Raw genomic sequence first — 19,033 nt, 5'->3', positions numbered from 1 at the left:
GCCATATACTTAGGAAAATGGGATAAGCAGTGAAAAGACGTGAAATAAAAATATTGCCAACAAGCATTTTAGGCATGTGCTTTGTTTTAACAGGATGCGGTTTATCCGCTCCTACTTATGGTACAGATAAGGCGGTTTCGTTACAGTTTTTTGAAGATGTTGCTAACCTTGCCTCGCTAACATCGACAAACAATAATAGCCAGCTTGTTATGGAAAACCATCCAAAACTTGTGATACCAAAGTCAAGCTCGCGCACAGTGTTACCACTACCGCAGCAAGATGTAGCACAGGGTGGTTCACTTGGTAGAACAGGAAGACTAAAGCAACACTCTAGTGGTAGCAAAGCTTCTGTTTCCCCCCAAAAAGTATCATCAGTTAATGAGCATGCTAGTAACGCTGGTTCAGAAAGTATTTCACGGTTGAGTGCGAAGCAACGACAGGAATATTTACGTCGTCAGAGAGCGCAAGTTGGAAGTGCGAAGTATCGTCGGTATCTTACGGAGCCGCCTTTAAGTTATCGTCAACCAGCAAAAACTGCACCTGTTGGTAAATAAGAGTAAGGACGAAGCGTTAAAGAGTGCGAGAGGAAAAGTGTTCTAAAAATGGGTTCTTGTAGAAAAGAAGGGCTATGAACCTTCTTTAAGAATTCTCAGTTGTTCAAAGATAGGTATTGTAGATAAGAAGAAGATGTTTTTAATACCGCTTTTGTGCAAAAAAATCTTTAAGCAGTTGAGCAGCTTCTTTTTCCTTAAAACCAGAATAGATCTCAGGTCGGTGATGGCAAGTTGGCTGCTGGTAAAAGCGTGGGCCGTGTTCAATAGCGCCTCCTTTTGGGTCGCTGGTTGCATAGTAGAGACGCCTTATGCGTGCAAATGAAATGGCTGCTGCACACATAGCACAAGGTTCAAGGGTTACATATAGGTCGCAATCAAGAAGTCTTTCACTTTGGAATGTTTCGCAGGCCATACGGATTACGCGCATTTCTGCATGTCCTGTAGGATCACATCCGGCTTTTGTGTAGTTACCAGCGCGTGCAACGATTGTTTTTCCATGTGTGATAACGGCACCTACGGGGATTTCATCTTTTTTTTTTGCCCATTGCGCTTCTAAAAGGGCTATTTCCATGGGAGTCAAAGTCATAGTGTTCTTTCTATTGAAGTGTAGAGGGTAAAAAATTCTCTATCGGGAGGAGTACTGTAAAATGAGTGAGTTATGACTCTTTTATAACGAAGAGACATTATTTTTAAATGTTTAAAACTAACTTGCAAGTAATCTAATACATTATTGCTGTTAAAGGATAGAAAATGATAAATGATTGTGTTACTCCCTCTTTTCAAGATAAGCAGTATGATGCAGGGTGATGATTTGCTGAACGTACAGGAAGAGGTTGGTGTGAAAAGCAAATGAATGAAAACAATGAGAGTGAGCGGATTGCCAAAAGGTTAGCACGTGCTGGTGTTGCTTCGCGTCGTGATGCAGAAATGATGATTTTTGCAGGTCGTATTGTTGTTAACGGTGAAGTTGTGACGACGCCTGCTTTTAATGTTACCCGCTCTGATGTTATTAAGGTTGATGGCAAGCCTTTGTCTCCTACGGAACGAACGCGATTATGGCTTTATCACAAGCCAGTAGGACTTGTCACCACTAACCGTGATCCTGAAGGTAGACCAACAGTTTTTAGCAATTTGCCGAAAGAAATGCCTCGTGTTCTTTCTGTGGGCAGGCTTGATATTAACACGGAAGGGCTTTTGCTGTTAACCAATGACGGTGGTTTAGCCCGTGTCTTAGAACTTCCTGTAACAGGATGGGTGCGAAAATATCGGGTTCGTGCTCATGGAAGAGTCAAACAGAGTGCACTTGATAGTCTTAAAAATGGCATCGCGATTGATGGTATTTTCTATGGTTCAATTGAAGCATCGATTGAACGTGAACAGGGGTCAAATGTATGGCTTTCTGTAGCTTTGCGTGAAGGAAAAAATCGTGAAATAAAGAAGGTTCTTGGTGCATTAGGATTATCGGTGAATCGTTTAATTCGTGTATCCTATGGTCCATTTCAGCTTTCTGATTTAGAAGAAGGAGCCGTTCGTGAGATAAAAGGTCGGACGTTACGTGAGCAATTGGGTGAGCGTTTAATTATGCAAGCGAATGCAGATTTTGATGCTCCTATTCTTAAGTCATTTCCAAATTCTGCGGTTGTTGTAGTAAAACCAAGAGATAAAGATCTTGCTACTACCAATGATGGTTGGGTTTTTTCGAGTGGGAAAAATGTACAGCGCAGGAGCAGCAGCTCTGTTAAGCACTCTCAATCACGATTGGGCACAAAATCTGATGAGAAATTTATGCGTAAGGATGAGAGCAATGAAGGAAAAGCAGAGCAGCGTTTTTTGCCTCGTTCGCGTCGCTCTAATGTTTGGATGGCTCCTGGTGCACGTCCACAGAGTGCACGTAAGAAGTCTTTCTATAGTGAGGAATCTTCTCATAATCATAAAAGCAATTTAGTCGGCAAGGGATTTTTTCATAAAGGTAAGGAAAAGTTACCAGAAGTTCAGTTGCACAAAGAGAAAGATATTCGTTTTGACCAAAAACGTGGTAAAAAATCTTATGGTGAAGCGCGTGTTGTTGGCAAAAAAGAGCATCTATTAAAGAAAGAAGAAAAGGTTGTAAAAGGCAATTACGATGAGCGTTCTTTTGAGAGTAAGCGAAAAGCTAAATCATTTGATGGTCCTGCCATGAAAAAATCTAAAGCGTATAGCGGTGATGCAAAAACAACAAAGCGATTTAGAGGACCACGTGCGAATCGTCGGCGGTAAATTTGCTGGGCGTGTTTTGTTTGCACCTGTGGGGCAATCAATTCGCCCAACCAGTGATCGTACGCGTGAAAGCCTTTTCAATATTCTTGCGAGCCGAGAAGAACAATTTTGGACAAACAAACGTATTCTTGATCTTTTTGCAGGTACTGGTGCTTTAGGCATAGAGGCTTTATCGCGTGGTGCAAAAGCGGCTGTTTTTGTTGAAAATTCAGTTGAGGGGCGTGGACTGCTTCAAAAAAATATTGAAGCTTTTGAATTGCAGTCAATTGGGCGGATCTTGCGTCGTGATGCGACAAAACTAGGCAATATTGGGACAATGCTTCCATTTGATATTATTTGCGCAGATCCTCCTTATGGCTATTGTTTAGGTGAGCGTGCTTTTGTTGCGGCTGTGAGAGGAGGGTGGGCAAAAGCTGATACACTCTTTGTACTTGAAGAAAAGAAGGAAGCAATGATTCATTTACCTGATATATTTTATCTAGATGATGAGCGTTTTTATGGTGAGACAGCAATACGTTTTTATAAACTGCGATCATAGTTTTAAACTTCTGAAAATTTTCGTTTTTATCCGATAGGATGAGAAAAATTATTCTGTACATCTTTTTACATTGCACTTTTCTTATGGGGCGGTTGTTTGGCATGAAGAAGCGGTTGTTTTTTAACCAATGAAAGATGTGGAAAGCTTTTATACTACTATTTTTGCATAACTACTGTACAATTACTTTCTGGTATGCATGCTTTTTTCTGTACACAATACATCTAAAGATATATGGAATGGTTTAAATGATCTTCTAGTCAGTAGCCATAAAATCGCGATTTAAAGGGATTATTTTATAAATTTTCTGAGGGGGAGAGTATGGCTTATGCAAGTAATAAAGCAGATATTTACGATGCAATTTGTTCTCTCCGTTTACGACTTAAAATACTTGATCTCATTAAAAGAGCGAAATCTGGTCACATAGCTAGTAGTCTTTCCTGCATTGATTTCATTTATATCTTATACAAATATATTCTTCAAATAAATCCAACGCGTATCCATGATATTAATCGCGATCGTTATGTTCAAAGTAAAGGACATGCGGTTGAAGCATTGTATATTGTATTATCAGAAATGGGATATTTTGATCCTAAACTTCTCGATACTTATTTAAAATTCGGTTCAAATTTTATAGGCCATGTAACCAAAAAAGTCCCTGGCATCGAGCAAAGCACAGGCTCTCTTGGTCATGGCTTATCTCTTGGTGCAGGAATGGCTCTTTCTGGACAGCTTAATTCTCAATCTTACCGTGTTTTTGTGCTTCTTGGCGATGGTGAAATGACAGAGGGATCCATCTGGGAGGCTGTACTATTTTCAGCGCATTATAAACTCAGTAATCTTATAGCAATTGTCGATAGAAATCGGCTACAAATTACTGATACGACTGATATCTTAATGAAAACAGAGCCCTTAGCAGATAAATTTACAAGTTTTGGCTGGCATGTTGTAGAAATTGATGGTCACGATATAACACAACTAAAGACATCGTTAGGATTACCTCCATTCCATAAGGACAAACCAACAGCAATAATTATGAACACGATAAAGGGCTCTGGAATTTCCTACATGGAAAATAACATAACTTGGCACCATAAAGTTCCAACAGATGAAGAATATAATCTTGCTGTCAATGAAATTAAGACAAAAATTCAATTAATGGGAGCATGAACATGGATAATTATCATCAAGAAACACAAACTACCGTAAAGTTTTCAAACCTCGAAATTTTGAATAAAACTCTTATAAAAATAGCGCAATTTGATAAAGATATTGTTGTTTTAACAGCTGATTCACGAATATCTGGGAAGATTGACCAATTCGCAAAGTACTATCCAAAGCGTATTGTAGAAGTTGGAATTGCCGAACAAAATTTGGTAGGCGTTGCGGCTGGTCTTGCCTCGTGTGGAAAAAAGCCATTTGTGGTTTCTCAGGCTTGTTTTTTGACAACGCGTGCACTTGAACAAATAAAGGTAGATGTCGCTTATTGTGAAAATCCTGTTAGATTGATTGGCATTAGTGCTGGTATTAGCTATGGAGCGCTGGGAGCAACACATCATGCCATTTCCGATTTTGCTTCGCTTCGTGCTATTCCTAACATGCGCATCATTGCTCCTGCGGATAATAAAGAAACGGAGGCTGCAATTCTTTCGACGCTAAGCAATTCTACGTCTGTTTATATACGTTTAGGTAAGCATGCAGTTAAAAATATTCATAGAGATTCTTCAAGAATAGATATCAATAAAGCTTCTGTTATACAAAGGGGAAAAGATATTCTCTTACTTGCCACTGGTGAGACCGTTCAGATTTGTCTCGATGCTGCTGAAGAACTCCAAAAATATGAAGCTATACCAACAGTTGTAAGTATACCAACAATTCGCCCTTTGGATGATGTATCTGTGCTAGAATTATGCAAATCCCATAAATCTGTTGTTGTCTGTGAAGAACATAGCACGAATGGAGGGCTTGGAGATACAATTGCCAGATTACTTATAGAACATAGCATTGTATGTAAATTTGCATCGCTAGGAATACCGGATGAGCCGATTTGTAATGGATGCCAATTAGATGTTTTAGCAAATTATGGAATCAGCTGGGATGGTATAGCGAAAACTGCGTTAGCAATGAAATAATATATAAAAATGTTAAATTGCATCTAAATATACTCACCAGTTAAAAAATAATATCAATCACTGAGGATGTGAAAAGAAAACAAGACAGATAGGCATACGAAACTGCGCTTTGCCTATTTTTAATGAAAAAACTCTCTTTTTCCAAAGATAGTAAAGCGCACTTTCCTCATGATTGCAAAGCATCTGTATTCACTAAACTCTCACGCGTAATCTCTTTAACTGTTTGTGCACCGGTCAACGTCATAGCTACTCGCATTTCATTTGCAAAAAGATCAAGGAGATGAGCAACACCTTTCTCGCCCGCTGTTGCAAGCGCGTAAACAAAAGCACGACCAATCATAACGGCATCCGCACCTTGAGCTATCATGCGTACAACATCAAGGCCAGAACGAACACCAGAATCCACTAAAATAGCCAAATCACCCTTTACCACCGCGGCAATTGCTGGCAATGCTCGTGCAGTTGATAATACACCATCAAGTTGACGCCCACCATGATTAGAAACAACGAGACCATCCGCACCAAACCGCACTGCTTCACGTGCATCTTCTGGATCAAGTATACCTTTCAAAATCATTTTTCCTTTCCAAAAATCCCGAATCCATTGCAGGTCAGACCAACCAATTGATGGATCAAAATTTGCACCAAGCCAACCAACATAATCGTCCAATGCAATTTTCTTTTTGAGATAAGTGGAAACATTGCCAAGATCATGCGGCCGCCCCATAATACCAACATTCCAAGCCCAATATGGATGGGTAAAAGCTTGTAAAATCCGGCGTAATCCCGCATAAGGTCCTGACATTCCTGAATGCGCATCACGATAACGCGCACCAGGAACCGGCATATCAACTGTAAAAACTAATGTGCGCACACCAGATGTCCAAGCTCGCTCTAATGCATCACGCATAAATCCACGATCTTTGAGCACATAAAGTTGAAACCAAAATGCACTTCCTACTGCCTTCTGGACTTCTGCAATGGGGCAAACTGAAACTGAGGATAAGGTAAAGGGAATACCTTTTGCAATGGCTGCACGTGCAGCTTGTACCTCACCACGGCGTGCATACATGCCCGTTAACCCAACGGGTGCAAGTATAATCGGTAAATTCAGTGTTTGATCAAAAAGTTTTGTTGAAAGATCAACTTCACCAACCTCTCTCAAAATTCTTTGACGCAGTGCAAGTGCTTGAAGATCTGTACAATTACGTCGCAGCGTTTCTTCAGCATAAGCTCCCCCATCGATATAGTGAAAAAGAAAAGGGGGAAGACGACGTTTTGCTGCTTTGCGATAATCAAGTGTTGAGGAAATAATCATGAATAGTACCATCGTTTATGAATGAAAAGCGAAAACACTCTAAATCAATAAGCCCCAACCCGCATGTGTTCCATGAGGAATCTCAACAGAACACACCTTTCGATAGATGTAGGTAACAAAGATTGCAACTCAAAAAAACAAATAGATGAAAACAATGCCTTTATTTCTCTTTTTGAGATTTAGAATCTCATAGTATCTATTTTCAATCAGCAATATATACACACATACGTTGTTAATTATCTATCTCAAGAATTGAGATGCTACACCTCATGTAACCAAGAATTCTCTAAGGGATATCGCTTCAGTTACTTATTGCAATTTTAAAGAAATCCCCCCTACAAAGATGCTACACATTATAACCCATAAGAGTATGTAGCCTCTCATCGAATACAAACCACCAGCCCATAAAGATAAAAAAAGTCGTTAATAGAACTAAAAATCAAGTCATTGAATGTATCCAAAACTTAGCTAAGTTTCCTCTTCATCGAAGTTTATCAAAATACGCGCTCATAATTGATATAGGGCATTTTAAAAAACTTTGAATATTATTAGGTACTAACAAAGAATATCTTCTTTGGTTGAGCAATTTTCTGCTCATATTACATAAATTAAACATATACAAAGGGCGTGACTTAATAAAATCAACATGCCTTTTCGGCAAATACACTTCCTAAGTATATCTTATCGAAATCCACATTTTCAAAATCATTTAAAATGCTTAGATAACTTTAATCTCTGTGCTTGGTAATGTGATCCAGAATCATGTCCATAAAGTGCTAACGGTCGGTTAAGCATGTGTTCATAGATTAAACGGCCAATAATTTGGCCATGCTCCAAAATAAATGGTACTTCATGGCTACGCACTTCCAAAACCGCTTTTGCCCCTTTCCCACCTGCTTCCATGTGCCCAAATCCTGGGTCAAAAAAACCTGCATAATGCACTCTAAACTCACCAACCAAGGGATCAAAGGGGGTCATTTCAGCGGCATAAAGCGGAGGAACATGGACAGCTTCTCGCGAGACTAAAATATAAAACTCATTAGGATCAAGAATCAGTTCCCTTTGACCACGGTCAAAAAGAGGTTCCCAAAAATCTAGAACTTGAGCAACAGCGCGTTTATCAATATCAATAACACTTGTATGATGTTTAGCACGATAGCCCACCAGCCCGTTTTCGTCTCCCTTCAAATTAATGGAAAGCCCAATACCATCCTCGCTAATATTAGGCATATCATCCGATAACAGTGTTTCATCTCTATGCAAAGCATGCAGCTCAATTTCATTTAAATAACTGTATCCCTTACGAAACCGGAGCTGAGATAAACGTGAACCAGTACGTACCAAAATTGGAAATGTTCGTGGACTAATTTCAAGATAAAGTGGACCATGATAACCCGCACAAATTTTATCAAATTCCTGAGCATTATCTGTAATTACACGCGTAAAAATATCTAATCGTCCCGTAGAACTTTTAGGATTGGCAACTGCTGATAAGATTTCTGGTAAAGCTAAATTTTCTAAAAGAGGAACAATATAAACACAACCTGTTTCCAAGACGGCTCCGTGTCGCAAATCAAATTCGTGCAACTTTAACCGTTCGAGCTTATCTAAAACTTTTACATCAAGCCCCGGCATAAAGGAAGCCCGTATACGATAAGCTTTTTCCCCTAAACGAAGATCAAGACTTGCGGGTTGTATTTGGGTTGCATCAAATGGCCAAAGAGCTTTGAGAATGTCATTATCAATCAAAGCTTGTATATCATTATCTGCAAGGATACCGTTTACACGCACCATATGTTTTGCTTTCCATTTTTACTATATTTCTTTTTGGCTCAGATGATTGATTAGCGCAAGCTATTTTAACAAGCTGTTTTAAGGTGATAAAAACTATTCCTCTCTGATTTTGCCAATCAATTTTCTACTATAGTTAATCATAGAATGCCACAAACAATGAAACAGCACCTGGTCAACATTCTTTGAAAGTAAATAAGAGTTATTTTAAGAATAATATCTTACACACTCTCCCATTCTTGAATGTTATACAAATAATGTTATCATAATTTAAAACTCCTATAGAATTCGCAGGAATCTTGTTACAATTTATGATGACCATACGCCATCTTAGCGAAAATATTATTAATCAAATTGCCGCCGGCGAAGTTATTGAACGGCCAGCAAATGTTGTCAAAGAGCTTGTTGAAAATGCCATTGACGCTGGAGCAACTCGAATTGAAATTGTTACAGCAAACGGTGGAAAAAATTTTATAAAGGTGAGTGATAATGGCTGTGGTATTCCGGCAGATCAGTTAATTTTAGCAGTTTCTCGCCATTGTACCTCAAAAATTACTGATGATGTGCATAATATCTGCTTCTTAGGATTTAGAGGAGAAGCCTTACCCTCTATTGGTTCTGTTGCTAAACTTAAATTAACTTCACGAACGCAAGATGCTGATAATGCTACTGAAATTATTGTCACAGCAGGAAAAATTGTTGGACCGAAACCGGCGGCTGCAAATCTTGGAACGATCGTTGAAGTTCGTGACCTCTTCTTTGTTACTCCAGCACGGCTAAAATTTATGAAAACTGATCGGGCTGAAACGAATGCCATTACCGATATGATTAAACGAATTGCTATTGCATTTCCGCATATCCGCTTTTCTCTTTCAGGATCAGACAGAACTTCTATGGAATTACCTGCTACGCAAAATAATACCCAAGGACAATTACAACGTATTACACAAATTATGGGTAAAGAATTTGCTCCCAACAGTATCGCACTTAATGCTGAACGCGAATCAGTCCGGTTGACAGGGTTTGCTTGTTTGCCATCCTTCAACCGTAGTAATAGCCTTCATCAATTTGCTTATGTTAATGGGCGTCCAGTGCGCGATAAATTCCTCTGGGGAGCGATTCGAGGAGCTTATGCTGATGTCATGACGCGGGATCGTTATCCTGTCTCCATTCTTTTTATTGATCTACCACCCGCCGATGTAGATGTTAACGTGCATCCAACAAAAGCGGATGTACGATTCCGTGATTCAGGGCTCATTCGCGGTTTAATTGTCGGAGCAATTCGTGAAGCGTTACATCAAACGGGTGTTCGTCCTACTTCAACGCGTTCTGAAGCAATGTTGGCTGCATTTCAAATACAACAGCCATTGGCAAATTCAAAGAGCACTCAGCCGGCTTCTTCTTACAGCTCACAGCCCTATCATTTTTCATCCGCATCAATGATTCATCAACCATTGGATACTAATAGCTCTTTTGGTTTAAAGGAAGATGCGACTCCTCTTATGGAGGGCTTAGATACGCCAAGTGGTGATGCCTACATTCCAAACACTATAGCTTCACAAGAAGAATTATCTTATCCACTAGGAGCTGCCAGAGCACAAATCCATAAAAACTATATTATTGCTCAAACCCAAGATAGTTTGGTTATTGTCGATCAGCATGCTGCTCACGAACGATTGGTTTATGAAGAGCTCAAGAATGCACTTTATTCCAAACCGCTTCCTTCACAATTGCTACTTATTCCTGAAATTGTAGAACTCTCTGAAGAAGACGCAACATGCCTTTTAACGCATAAAGATGCTTTGCAGAAATTTGGTTTAGGCATAGAACCATTTGGACCTGGTGCAATCGTTGTGCGTGAAACACCCTCTATGTTAGGAGAAATCAACGTACAAGCCCTCATTAAGGATCTCGCAGACGAGGCCGCGGAATATGATACGACAGATAATTTAAAAGCAATGCTTGATTATGTTGCAGCAACAATGGCTTGTCATGGCTCAATACGGTCAGGGCGCCTTTTACGTCCCGAAGAAATGAATGCACTGTTACGACAAATAGAAGCAACACCAAATACAGGTACGTGTAATCACGGTCGTCCTACTTATATTGAACTAAAATTGGCTGATATAGAGAGACTTTTTAGTAGAAAATAGTTACCACGCATTGTTTTGGCAAGAAAGAAATATTTTTTTAATCACTCTCGACTTTATAAGGCATTTTATGACACTTTACTTGGATTATCTCTCATACAAACAAGAAAGGATTATGAAGAATGTTTTCTAGTAATGAACGCGAAGCAAAAATTCATTATTCTAATAATGGATATAAAATTATAGAATATGGAACTTATACCCTCTGTGCCGTTAGCGGGCAAAAAATCCCGATAGACGATTTAAAATATTGGAACCATCACCGCCAAGAAGCATATGCTAGTTGTGAGATTTCTTATCATCGCGAACTTGAATGCAATCCATATCTCAATCAATTGTTAAAAGCACAAAAAAAATAATTGGTTAGAAACAATAAAGCCCAAGGGTTGTTTTCAAAACTGCCTCTTAAAGGAAATGTTTTCGTTCTTTAAAACGTGCTATGACTTTTTCAAGTAGCATACGGCAGAAATCTTCTTGAGAAAAATTAACTATAACATCAAAAACAACAAGATTTTTTAAATCTTTTTGTGCACTCCTTGACTGTATGCGTGCATAATCCTTAGCCGTTGTAGCTAGCCATAAATTATGCATTTTAGCCTTTTGTGCGAGATTTTTTAAATCTGTATCGGTAAAAAAATAGTGGTCCGGATAAGAGTAAGCTTGCACAACATGACCGCATAGCTCTTTAATTGATTGGAAAAATTTATCTGGATTGCCAATACCTGCAAATGCCAAAAATGATTTTCCTGCAACTTTATCAGATGCTAATGATTTAAAATGAGCGTAATGTACAGGTTTTCCAGTAGAAGTGACAAGAGAAGAAATTTTATCACGCGCATCCCAATGACCAATCAATAAAACACTGTCCATCAAAGAAAACTGTGTTTTTAATGGTACACGCAAAGGTCCTGCTGGGAAAACAGCTCCATTCCCAAAACCACGCATCGTATCTACAACAAGCAATGAATAATCCATATAGAGACGGCGGCTTTGAAACCCGTCATCCATTAAAATAAAATCACATCCTTCTTGCTTGAGTCGTTGCGCTGCCGCATAACGATCGGGTGATATAGCAACAAAAGTATGCCGTGCAAGTAAAAGTGCTTCATCTCCAACATCATATGCATTGTCATGCTTCTCATTGACAAGATGCACCCCCTTAACTGTCCCACCATAACCACGTGAGACAATACCAGGTACGAAACCAAGCTCTTTAGCCACTTGGGTAAAAGCAATGACAACAGGCGTTTTACCTGCACCACCACATGTAAAGTTGCCAATACACAAAACTGGAAGATTGATAATAGGAGACTGTCTTGTCATACGACAGTGTGAAAAATAACCATATCCCCAAGAAATTGGTGCTAATAAAAAACGCAAAAAGCTTTTATCTTTCCACCAAAAATGAGGTGCGTTAAACCTCATGTTCCCCTCTGACGCTGACTTAAACCTGTTTGTATTACAAGAGGTTGCAAAAATGGATCAAGGACCTTTAATGTGCGCTCGAGTGCACCCGCCATCCCCGTTGCTACTTCATAGGCTTTATCAACCATTTCTTGTCGCAATGCCTCATTTGTTAAAAGCTTATACACCTGAATAGCAAGCTGTTTTGTATCTTGAATCATATATGCTGCATCACGCGTTAAAAATTGTTCAAACATCTCTTGAAAATTTGAGACATGAGGTCCTGTCAAAATAGCTGAACCAAGCAAAGCCAATTCCAATGGATTGTGTCCACCGTCTCCGCATAATGACTTTCCAATAAAAGAAACTTTCGATAAGCGAAGAAAAAGTCCCATTTCTCCAATCGTATCGCCCCACAAAATATCCGTATTTGCATCTGGAACAGCATTGTTGCTTCTACGGATAAAACGCAAACTCTTATTGTCACATTTTTTGATAAGGTCTCCTAAACGTTCAGGATGACGGGGTACAATGATTGTCAATAAATCTGGCAAATAATTTTTAAGAATCCTATGTACCTCAAAAGCAATTTCCTCTTCCCCTTCATGGGTTGAAATAGCTGCCCAAACTGGGCGATTGCCAATAGCACTCCGATAATGCTCAAGTAATGCTCGGTCTTCAACTGGCAAAACATCAGCCTTGAGATTACCAGAAAGCGCAACAGATTTTACTCCAAGTGCATGGTAATAAGCTACATCTCGTTCGTTTTGACCAATAGCTAAGTCAATATGCTTAAAAATATGTCTGGCAAGAGCATGCCGTTTTTGCCAAGCTTTAAAAGAACGTTCAGACATATGGGCATTAATCAAAATTTGTGGAATGCGCATTTTGGCAAGTTCTTTAATACGTAGAGGCCAAATCTCCGATTCACAAATCAATGCTAAATCAGGCTTCCAATGACTGATAAAACGATGCACTGCCAAATCTAAATCCAACGGAGCATATTGGTGGATTAACCGATTACCAAACTGCTTTTTTACAAGAGAAGAAGATGTTACAGTGCAGGTTGTCAATAATATATTTATTTTCCATGATAAAATATAATTAATAAGCGGGACAAGAGCAAGTGTTTCTCCAACACTAGCAGCATGCAACCAAATTAATGGGTTTTGAGGACGTATTTCATAGCTTTTACCCAAACGCTCTTTTTGGCGGTTCCACTCTTCTTTTCCACGTACAGCACGAAGAAACAAATAAAAAGGTACAACAGGGCGTAAGCAAAAGCCAACCATCCGATAAATTAAAAGAGCTGCACGTGCCTTTAGTTCCATCATTAAAACCACCTCATTCACTTATTTTGAGACGTCTGCGAGCTTTTTTATTAAACGATTTATCACTCCTGTTCATGAGATCCGATTTTTCTTTTAGCGAATAGCGAAATACCCCTCGTATTTTAGGCAACAAAGCGCACTTTATTCATGAGAATGATTCAAAAAGCAGAATCGTAATTTTATGTCATGTTTTTTCAAGAATCTTTTCTCATGAGAATGCATGTATACAAAGTAAATAGAACAGGTAAATAATTTGGCTAATAAAATAATCTCTTTTCTAATTTTAGGTGTTTTATATCCACAATTATAGTATCTTTTATTAAGTTTAAGAACATTTTTGGCGTTAAGAGTTCTCGTATCCATACTTGTAAATATAAGGCGTTTTATTTTGTCTTCTCAAGCCATAAACAAATTTAAGCCTTCATTTTTGCAAATGGTGCATTTATTTCTGAATGAACAAAACCAAAAAATATAGCAAAAACTTTTTTACTTTAAGCATAAAGAAAGGATTCCATAATATGCCGTGCATGCAAAAAAGTGATTAAGAAATAAATTATAAACGCTTTGTATTTTCACAATATTATCTAAGCTTTTCAATTCAATTGCGGATTTGTCCAATAAGCAAAATGCACACGATCCCTTAATATAAAAATTATACAAGCTATATCTTTATCAGTGAATATTGGCTCTTTTGCCAAAAGTGTTTTAAAATACACTGCTCCTTTTTTTGAATTTTTTCACTCATCTTAAGTATAATCTAAAAAATTCAGTCTTTCCTCGTTGGCATCATTCAAGAGAATAATGATCAGATATTTAAATTTTATTGTGTATCGCTCGTTTCAGTTTCAAGAAGGCGATGCAAGTCTACGATGTAATAACGTTGTAATGCATTATCTACACTTTTTTGTGCTTTCGCCTGCCATGCTTCTTGAGCTGATTGATAATCTGGAAAAATACCAACCACATCTAAATCATTAATATTCTTAAATTGATTGCTATCAAGATTTTTTAATTCCCCACCGAATACAAGATGCAAATATTGCTTTTTTTCGTTTGCTTCAGTCATATGTGCCTCCATATCATTAAGAAATTTTAGCCTGTTTTTTATGTGATTAAACTAACTTTGCTTTACGAACAACATCTATCATATCTTGACAGCAATTATTTTTACCAGCAATTAAAAGCCCATATTGATAAGGTTCAATTCCGTAAGATATAACAGGTACATCAAACGATAGAAAACGCCCTCCGCATTCTTGTAAAATAAGATCAGCAGCGGCAATATCCCATGCATGGCAATCGGGGCGAACCAACACAATATCAATTTCGTCTTGAGCAACAAGAACAATACGATACGCAAGAGAGGGAATGTAGTGATAAAAACTGATTTGATTACGAAAATCCTTCGGCAATTTTTGAACTAGCGATTTATCAAGTGAAACTCTATATTTTCTATTGATCTGAGATGCTAAAAGAGGAAGCGCTATACCGTTTAATGTCGCTCCTCGACCGGCAACAGCTGCATAAACGTTTCCTTGAGCTGGACATTGCACGACACCTACGATAGGACGCCCATTTTCAATAATTGCAACCGAAACACACCAATAGGTGTTGCCAGAAAGAAAACCACGCGTTCCATCAATAGGATCAACCACAAAGTAACGCTCATAAACTCTTTGTTCTCGATCATCTTTTGTTTCTTCTGAAATCCATCCATAATTCGGGCGCTCTCTAAGAAGCTTTTCCTTTAAAAAATGATCAACCGCAAAATCTGCTTCACTGACTGGTGAACTGCCTTCTTTAATCCAAACGTCCAACGCACACCCAAAATATTTCATTGCTAAATCTCCTGCTTCTCGACAAACATCAAGCAAAAGATTTAAATCAGAAGAATGATGCGTTTTATTTTCCTGCAAGTGTCATCCCTTCAATTAATAAAGTTGGAGCTGCTGTACTATAACGCCGATCAATATCGTTCGCAGGTATTAAATGCGCCAACATATGGAGCAGATCAGAACCTAGCGTTACTTCGCTTACAGGGTAAGAGATTTCACCATTTTTAATCCAAAAACCAGAAGCACCGCGGCTGTACTGTCCCGTCACAAAATCAATGCCATGTCCGAATAATTCTGTCACATAAAACCCACTTTGCAAATCTTTTATCATATCGTGAGGTGATACTAAACCTGGTTCAATAGCAAAATTGGTACTCGCTGGCTGGACCAATGATGCCGAACGTACGCCATGACCATTGGTTTCAAACCCTAATTCACGCGCTGAAGACGATGAAAGAAGCCAGTTTTTTAAAATACCATTTTCAATAATATTCAATGTTTTCCCCTCTACTCCCTCACCATCGAAGGGACGAGAAGCATTCCCACGCAATCGTAAAGGCTGGTCTGTCACATTAACATCTGGTTTCATCACTGCTTTTCCCAAGAGATTTTGTAAAAGACTTGTTTTGCGAGCCACAGATGCTCCATTCACCATAGATGCGATATGTCCAGCAATTCCACGAGCTGTACGCGGATTAAAAATAACATCTACAACCCCCGTAGCAGCCCGAACTGCTCCCAAACGTCGAACTGCTCCAACCCCTGCATTTCTTCCTACAGTTTCTGCTGCTTCCAAATCAGAAAAATGTAAGGCAGTTGTATAATCATAATCACGTTCCATTTCTGTCCCTTTACCAGCAAGTGCACTGCAAGAACGTGAAAAACCACTGGAATGATAAGCTCCACAAAAACCATCACTGGTCACCAGAACAAATCCGCTATGGCCATAAGATGTAGCGGCTCCACCAGAATTGCTCACTCCTTTAATATCAAGAGCTGCCGCTTCCATTTTCAAAGCATCTTCTGTTAGAAAATGACTATGTGGAACAAAATCATCAAAAAGGTCAAGATCTTTAGGATGTTTAACCAGATACTTTTTATCTGCCAAACCTTCGAATAAATTATCAGGAGAAGCTTTCGCCATAGCAACAACACGTTCTGCTAGTTCGTACGGACAAGCTGTTAAATTAGCAGAAACACTTGCTACTTTTTTTCCAACAAAAACTCTTAATGTAAAATCATTGCTCTCTGAAGCTTCTGTTGCTTCGACTTTTCCAAAACGAACCGATACACTGGTAGAATGTGCACGAACAACAACAGCATCGGCAGCATCTGCCCCAGAACGCTTTGCCGCTTCAACTAACGAAGTGGCTTTATCAATCTGGTTTTTGTCAGTCATCATAGACTCCCTCAAATATTCATTATTTACATGGATAAGCAATTTGGCAAATTTATAAAAAATATAACTCTTATATACTTCTCGCTAAAAATTACGCATCATCCATGCACTTTTTTCTTTCAGCAAATCAAATAGTTTTTTTCGAAAAGACACAATATGTTGTAAATTTTCTTTAATTCCAACTTTCCAAATTTGCTTCTTTCATTTTGTACGGCAAACACAATTTAGAATCGAACCAATAACAGATTAGGAATAATACTTAACTTTAACCTTAAATCCTCTAGTGCTCCAATAACCGTAACATAATTTAAACTAAACGTTTTTTATTCATGAGTGTGCAACAAATTTTGATGGCTTTTTCTATAGCATTCTTTAATCTTGCTTTATAAAATCAGTACAGTATTGATTCCGTACGATGGTTTCATCAGATTTAAACGAGTAACTGAAAAACGTTTCGTGGATAATTGAATTGTCAAATACCAACTGCTCAACTACCTCATTCTAATGTAAGCGATAACTCCTACATCATCTCTTCTGAAAAAACATAAAATTTTTTTTGAATGAGTATAGCTAGGGGATAGTTTTATTTTCAGTAAGAGCACGACGGTTCATTTCAATCATCGCATCACGAAGATGTAGCCTTATTTTTGATCCAATAATCATTCCAAATAAGGGAGAAAGTATGCCAAACATAGTTACTGTATGACGAATTTTATTGTTTGAAGAACCAGATTTTTTTGAACTAATATATTCATGATCAAAAGTCATTCGCGTAAAAGGAAGTTTAGCATAATTAGAAAAACAAACGTCTTTTATAACTTTATCAAGTGTAAAGATTACTTTTGGTCCTTTTTTAGGTTTCATTTGTCCTAAAGTTCCTGTTTTGAAAGCACCAAGAAGTTCTACCCACTCAAGTTCGTGATCCCAACAAGGCCAAGTTGCCGCGTCTTCCCACATAGCCCAAACTTGCTCAGCACTTGCCTCTGTATTAATTTCTTCGCTATGTGTCCATTTAAACATGAGAACTCCCTTTTTTCCAAATCATTATGTTTAAATGCACAAAAGGATAATGTCAAAATTGTCATTAAAGATACAGTAACGATAATAAAATCAAATACATACATAAGTTATTTTTTCATCTATTTTAGACCGTTCTTTAATCAAAAAGGGACATTCAAGTTTCTTAAAGAAATCTTTTAGATATTTTATCAGAAATAAAAAATAACAAAAGCAGTTGAATAATTAGCCATCATGAATTCCCATTGCTTCGTAAATTCGGGCTGCATCATAAGCTGTAATTTCAAAAAAACCTCGTCGTGCTAACATCCCCCAATGAGAGTTAGTTAAAAAATCAAGATTTTGAATCTCTTTTAAAATAACAGATTGTGTTTGTTTATTAAAAATAACATCTTTTCGAAAAGGTATAAAATCAGGCGCTTTCCACTTCGATTTCGGCATAATATCAAAAAACACAATAAAATCAATATGTTTTGTGTAATTATTTTATATAAATCCACTTAAGAATCCATTCTTTTATACGTGATTCATTTGACCCTTTTTTATATAAGATTGCCATGTATGAATAGACCATAAAAAGCAAATCATGATGCAAATATTATAACGCATGTGTGCATTCAAATAAAATGAAAAGCCGATATCATTCATAACAGTTTATAAATTTTATGATACGTTTTTATCACAGCACAAATCGCATTGCTTTAAAGTTCAGTCGTTTGGAATTATCGATAACATAAATTGCATGCGTTAAAGGTTACATCTTGTTGTAATGATTGAGTATTAATTGCATGATAGAAACAAATTAACGGTCGCTAAAATTGGCGAGTGTAAAATCTAAAGATATTATAGAAAAATTAGATCATCTTATAAGAGGGTAGTCCTTTGCAACTGTCATAAGCTTATAGATTGAGTTCATTAAAGATTGCATAAAAGGATTTAAAAAATAATGATTTTATAACCACGGTATTTTTTTACCGGAGTAGAAAATAAAGATAATGAAGGTCACAATGTTATGTCTTATGAAATCAAAAGCCTTTTAATGACATATGCAAGCGAGTGAGCAAAAAATGTTTTAAAAGTTATAGTTTAAAAATACGAAATCAAATGAGGTTAATCCAAATTTGGATTGAGTGATTTCACCTCCCTCAAATTTTAGGACACTTATTGAGACAAAGAGGAGAAGGTAAACTCATATTTATCAGTCATTTGTTATATCTTCATTCATAAGCCGCGTCACGTAAATGGCACGGCTTTCTTTTTTGAATTCTCTCTTTTATGATGCGTTTATATCCATAAGAAAAGCGCCCCCAG

General features: G+C 37.8%; 17 protein-coding genes. 7 read left to right on the top strand and 10 right to left on the bottom strand.

What is annotated here, in order from left to right:
- Window positions 1-29: 29 nt before the first annotated feature.
- Window positions 30-554: a hypothetical protein gene (locus LBE40_RS06070; RefSeq protein WP_004858729.1), complete on the top strand. Its 525-nt coding sequence runs from the start codon at window positions 30-32 to the stop codon at window positions 552-554.
- Between the two features lie 139 nt (window positions 555-693).
- On the opposite strand, the gene LBE40_RS06065 is transcribed toward LBE40_RS06070, so the two are convergent.
- Window positions 694-1,140: a nucleoside deaminase gene (locus LBE40_RS06065; protein ID WP_004858731.1), complete on the bottom strand. Its 447-nt coding sequence runs from the start codon at window positions 1,138-1,140 to the stop codon at window positions 694-696.
- A 263-nt stretch (window positions 1,141-1,403) separates the two neighbouring features.
- Between LBE40_RS06065 and LBE40_RS06060 the strand changes: the two genes are divergently transcribed.
- The 4 genes from LBE40_RS06060 (at window position 1,404) to LBE40_RS06045 (ending at window position 5,477) form a co-directional block, all read left to right on the top strand.
- Window positions 1,404-2,810: a pseudouridine synthase gene (locus LBE40_RS06060; protein WP_252615173.1), complete on the top strand. Its 1,407-nt coding sequence runs from the start codon at window positions 1,404-1,406 to the stop codon at window positions 2,808-2,810.
- The gene (rsmD, locus tag LBE40_RS06055; RefSeq protein ID WP_004858734.1) at window positions 2,791-3,348 is read left to right on the top strand and encodes a 16S rRNA (guanine(966)-N(2))-methyltransferase RsmD; all 558 of its coding nucleotides are present in this window, start codon (window positions 2,791-2,793) and stop codon (window positions 3,346-3,348) included. Before LBE40_RS06060 ends, rsmD begins: the two co-directional genes overlap by 20 nt.
- Before the next feature lie 318 nt (window positions 3,349-3,666).
- Window positions 3,667-4,515 carry a transketolase gene (locus tag LBE40_RS06050; RefSeq protein ID WP_004858735.1) on the top strand — a complete coding sequence of 283 codons (849 nt, stop codon included), beginning with the start codon at window positions 3,667-3,669 and terminating at the stop codon, window positions 4,513-4,515.
- A 2-nt stretch (window positions 4,516-4,517) separates the two neighbouring features.
- The gene (locus LBE40_RS06045; RefSeq protein WP_004858736.1) at window positions 4,518-5,477 is read left to right on the top strand and encodes a transketolase family protein; all 960 of its coding nucleotides are present in this window, start codon (window positions 4,518-4,520) and stop codon (window positions 5,475-5,477) included.
- A gap of 166 nt (window positions 5,478-5,643) precedes the next feature.
- Here the strand turns inward: LBE40_RS06045 and lldD are convergent, their stop codons facing one another.
- Entirely contained in the window at window positions 5,644-6,795 is a 1,152-nt protein-coding gene (lldD, locus tag LBE40_RS06040; RefSeq protein WP_004858738.1) for an FMN-dependent L-lactate dehydrogenase LldD, read from the bottom strand.
- Window positions 6,796-7,500: 705 nt separating this feature from the next.
- Window positions 7,501-8,589 (bottom strand): 2'-deoxycytidine 5'-triphosphate deaminase, encoded by a 1,089-nt coding sequence (locus tag LBE40_RS06035; protein ID WP_004858740.1) that lies wholly within the window; start codon window positions 8,587-8,589, stop codon window positions 7,501-7,503.
- A gap of 311 nt (window positions 8,590-8,900) precedes the next feature.
- Between LBE40_RS06035 and mutL the strand changes: the two genes are divergently transcribed.
- Both mutL and LBE40_RS06025 read left to right on the top strand, forming a co-directional pair.
- Window positions 8,901-10,739, top strand: coding sequence for a DNA mismatch repair endonuclease MutL (mutL, locus tag LBE40_RS06030; RefSeq protein ID WP_040296832.1), 1,839 nt, complete (start codon window positions 8,901-8,903; stop codon window positions 10,737-10,739).
- Window positions 10,740-10,858: 119 nt separating this feature from the next.
- The gene (locus tag LBE40_RS06025) at window positions 10,859-11,095 is read left to right on the top strand and encodes a DUF2093 domain-containing protein (protein ID WP_004858748.1); all 237 of its coding nucleotides are present in this window, start codon (window positions 10,859-10,861) and stop codon (window positions 11,093-11,095) included.
- Between the two features lie 46 nt (window positions 11,096-11,141).
- On the opposite strand, the gene lpxK is transcribed toward LBE40_RS06025, so the two are convergent.
- From lpxK to LBE40_RS05990, 7 genes are all read right to left on the bottom strand, one after another.
- Window positions 11,142-12,161, bottom strand: a complete 1,020-nt coding sequence (lpxK, locus tag LBE40_RS06020; protein ID WP_004858750.1) for a tetraacyldisaccharide 4'-kinase — start codon at window positions 12,159-12,161, stop codon at window positions 11,142-11,144.
- Complete coding sequence (gene waaA, locus LBE40_RS06015) at window positions 12,158-13,474, bottom strand: lipid IV(A) 3-deoxy-D-manno-octulosonic acid transferase (protein ID WP_004858753.1); 1,317 nt, start codon at window positions 13,472-13,474, stop codon at window positions 12,158-12,160. Before waaA ends, lpxK begins: the two co-directional genes overlap by 4 nt.
- An 817-nt stretch (window positions 13,475-14,291) precedes the next feature.
- Complete coding sequence (locus LBE40_RS06010; protein ID WP_004858754.1) at window positions 14,292-14,537, bottom strand: DUF4170 domain-containing protein; 246 nt, start codon at window positions 14,535-14,537, stop codon at window positions 14,292-14,294.
- A gap of 46 nt (window positions 14,538-14,583) precedes the next feature.
- The gene (locus tag LBE40_RS06005; RefSeq protein ID WP_078691794.1) at window positions 14,584-15,387 is read right to left on the bottom strand and encodes a 3'(2'),5'-bisphosphate nucleotidase CysQ; all 804 of its coding nucleotides are present in this window, start codon (window positions 15,385-15,387) and stop codon (window positions 14,584-14,586) included.
- Window positions 15,374-16,705: a TldD/PmbA family protein gene (locus tag LBE40_RS06000; RefSeq protein WP_040296833.1), complete on the bottom strand. Its 1,332-nt coding sequence runs from the start codon at window positions 16,703-16,705 to the stop codon at window positions 15,374-15,376. Before LBE40_RS06000 ends, LBE40_RS06005 begins: the two co-directional genes overlap by 14 nt.
- A 570-nt stretch (window positions 16,706-17,275) precedes the next feature.
- Window positions 17,276-17,725 carry an SRPBCC family protein gene (locus LBE40_RS05995; protein ID WP_004858758.1) on the bottom strand — a complete coding sequence of 150 codons (450 nt, stop codon included), beginning with the start codon at window positions 17,723-17,725 and terminating at the stop codon, window positions 17,276-17,278.
- 222 nt (window positions 17,726-17,947) lie between these two features.
- Complete coding sequence (locus tag LBE40_RS05990) at window positions 17,948-18,178, bottom strand: EVE domain-containing protein (RefSeq protein WP_245256396.1); 231 nt, start codon at window positions 18,176-18,178, stop codon at window positions 17,948-17,950.
- Window positions 18,179-19,033: the final 855 nt, after the last annotated feature.

Origin of the sequence: Bartonella taylorii (assembly GCF_023920105.1) — a bacterium.
In the GTDB taxonomy this organism is placed as follows: domain Bacteria; phylum Pseudomonadota; class Alphaproteobacteria; order Rhizobiales; family Rhizobiaceae; genus Bartonella; species Bartonella taylorii.
This window is presented reverse-complemented; position numbering and strand designations above follow the sequence as displayed.